Here is a 1,896-nt window from a genome sequence, read left to right on the forward strand (position 1 = left end):
GAAACTTTACGGCAACCTGATCCACGGCTTTGCGTGCAAAAGGGATCGGTTTTAGTGGAATGAATAACGGTCCTGACGGGTATGAAACACATTGGTTATCATTATTAGATCGTCTCGTATTTCATACCGGATCTCATAATCGTCAACGATAAACCGGCGCACGTCGCGGGGTGCGAAGCCTAGTAACGCGGTGCCGATCCGGGGAAACGTCACCAGCATATCGGGCACGCTTGCAAGCCGCACAATAATACGTCTGGCCGTTTCCGGGTTTTCAAAGCCCTTTGTCAGTTCGTGCAAGTCGTCTTGTGCTTGTGGAAGCCAGATATATTTCATTGGCCCGGCTTCGGCAGGGGCAGGGGGTTATCTGTGCCGATGCTATTGGCCCATGCCTTGACGGCATCCCCGCTTATAAAAAGCCCCTCGTCTGCCTGCTTCAATGCAACGCGGGTTGCGTCGTCCTTGGCTTTCTCTCGGCGCAGGTAATCCGCCACGGCCTCGCGCATCACCCACGACCGGGGCCGCTCGATGCCTTCTCCATAACGATCCATTTCCTCGACCAGATCGGTCGGCATTTGCACACTGACCGTCTGTTTCGTGGGGGTGATTTTTTCACTCATGTCGGTCTCCCTTTCTGGATTTAATAATACTTAATAAGGGCTATTAAATCAGCAAAAAAAGCAACTGGCGGCGGCCTGTGGCCGCATAAAGTGGATGTGCCAGCGCGAAGCGATGGCACGCATTTATTCGCAGTTTACTGCGGATAACAAAGGATCAGGCGGAAAGGCTTGCCTTTCCGCCTGGCATTATGCCGTGGGATGTTTGTGGTGCCATTTGGCAAGACATGCCGGCACACTGTCATGCTGTACGCAAGGAATCATAAAGGCGTCTTTTTCGTCCTCGGCAGGACGGGCAAGGCTCCATGCCGTTGCGATCTCAAGCCCTAGCGCCGCAACCATGAGCAAGCCAATGACAAGGCGGCCCGCTTCCTGCCGGGCCGGGGTGGATAGCGCCGGGGCGCTATCCTTGCGGAACGTGGCGGGGGCCATTTACTCCGCCCCCTTCTGGTCGAGAATGGCCCGAACACAGCGGGCGCTATAAATCCCGGCGTTATTCAGATGCCGCACCCATGCGCCACGGCTGGGCGACCATTTGAAAGCGTGCCGTTTCAGAATATTCCGGGTCTCGTCGTTCGGCTTCCCGTCAAAAAGGAACATCACCCGGTTCTCGTCGGTGTCCTCGCGGTACGTATAGCCGTTGCCTTCTTCCTCCACGTCCTGCCGGTCTGCTGCGGCTTCCAGTTCGGCAATCCGTTTGCGGATGCGGGTAATGTTGGCGCGGTTGTTGCTCAACGCATACGCGGGAAAGCCGAGGCGGCCAGCAAAATCCGGCTGCATCAAGGCATCTATGGCCTTTTCAGAGAACCCCAAGGCGGCCAGGGCGGCACGGTCGCCCTTTCTGACCGCCTTATTCGCGGCCTTCATCTTCTCGGCCTTCGCTTCGGCTTCTTCAAGCTGGGTTTTCAGCTTTTGCACGGCGTCGGGATCGTCACTAGACACGCCACCCATGCCAACGCTGGCCGCTTTCTGCTCGTAGTATTCCGCCTTCTTGGTAGCATCGACCGCCTGCGTCATGACCTCGCCAATGCGGCGGCGAAATCGCCGGTCCCGGTGTTCGCTATGATGCCCAACCTGCACGGGCTGGCCGAACGGGATGCAATCTGCCATCTCGGTTGCCCGGCGGGCCTTTGCATCGGATTCAACGCGGGCCTTTTCCGCGCGTTCTTCGTAACGGTCACGGCGGGCCTGCTGCTTGCGTTCGTAGTGGTTCAGCGGCTTGTTGCAATCTGTGGACATAGGGTGAGCCTCCTATATGTGGGTTTCATGGGGCCGGTGTGGT

The 1,896-nt window shown here is 57.3% G+C and carries 4 protein-coding genes; all 4 read right to left on the bottom strand.

All coding sequences use genetic code 11. The features are described from left to right. Positions 1–51: 51 nt before the first annotated feature. The 4 genes from GEU01_RS21270 to GEU01_RS21285 all read right to left on the bottom strand — a co-directional run bounded on the left by GEU01_RS21270 (position 52) and on the right by GEU01_RS21285 (position 1,853). On the bottom strand, positions 52–333 hold the full coding sequence (locus GEU01_RS21270; RefSeq protein WP_019087611.1) for a type II toxin-antitoxin system RelE/ParE family toxin: 282 nt from the start codon (positions 331–333) through the stop codon (positions 52–54). Beyond that, positions 330–617 (bottom strand): CopG family ribbon-helix-helix protein, encoded by a 288-nt coding sequence (locus tag GEU01_RS21275; protein ID WP_019087612.1) that lies wholly within the window; start codon positions 615–617, stop codon positions 330–332. Before GEU01_RS21275 ends, GEU01_RS21270 begins: the two co-directional genes overlap by 4 nt. 186 nt (positions 618–803) lie before the next feature. After that, entirely contained in the window at positions 804–1,046 is a 243-nt protein-coding gene (locus tag GEU01_RS21280) for a hypothetical protein (RefSeq protein WP_019087613.1), read from the bottom strand. Beyond that, positions 1,047–1,853: a DUF3560 domain-containing protein gene (locus GEU01_RS21285; protein WP_019087614.1), complete on the bottom strand. Its 807-nt coding sequence runs from the start codon at positions 1,851–1,853 to the stop codon at positions 1,047–1,049. It abuts the gene before it with no gap. Between the last annotated feature and the right edge of the window lie 43 nt (positions 1,854–1,896).

The sequence above is a fragment of the Komagataeibacter europaeus LMG 18890 genome, assembly GCF_000285295.1.
Classification (GTDB): Bacteria; Pseudomonadota; Alphaproteobacteria; order Acetobacterales; family Acetobacteraceae; genus Komagataeibacter; species Komagataeibacter europaeus.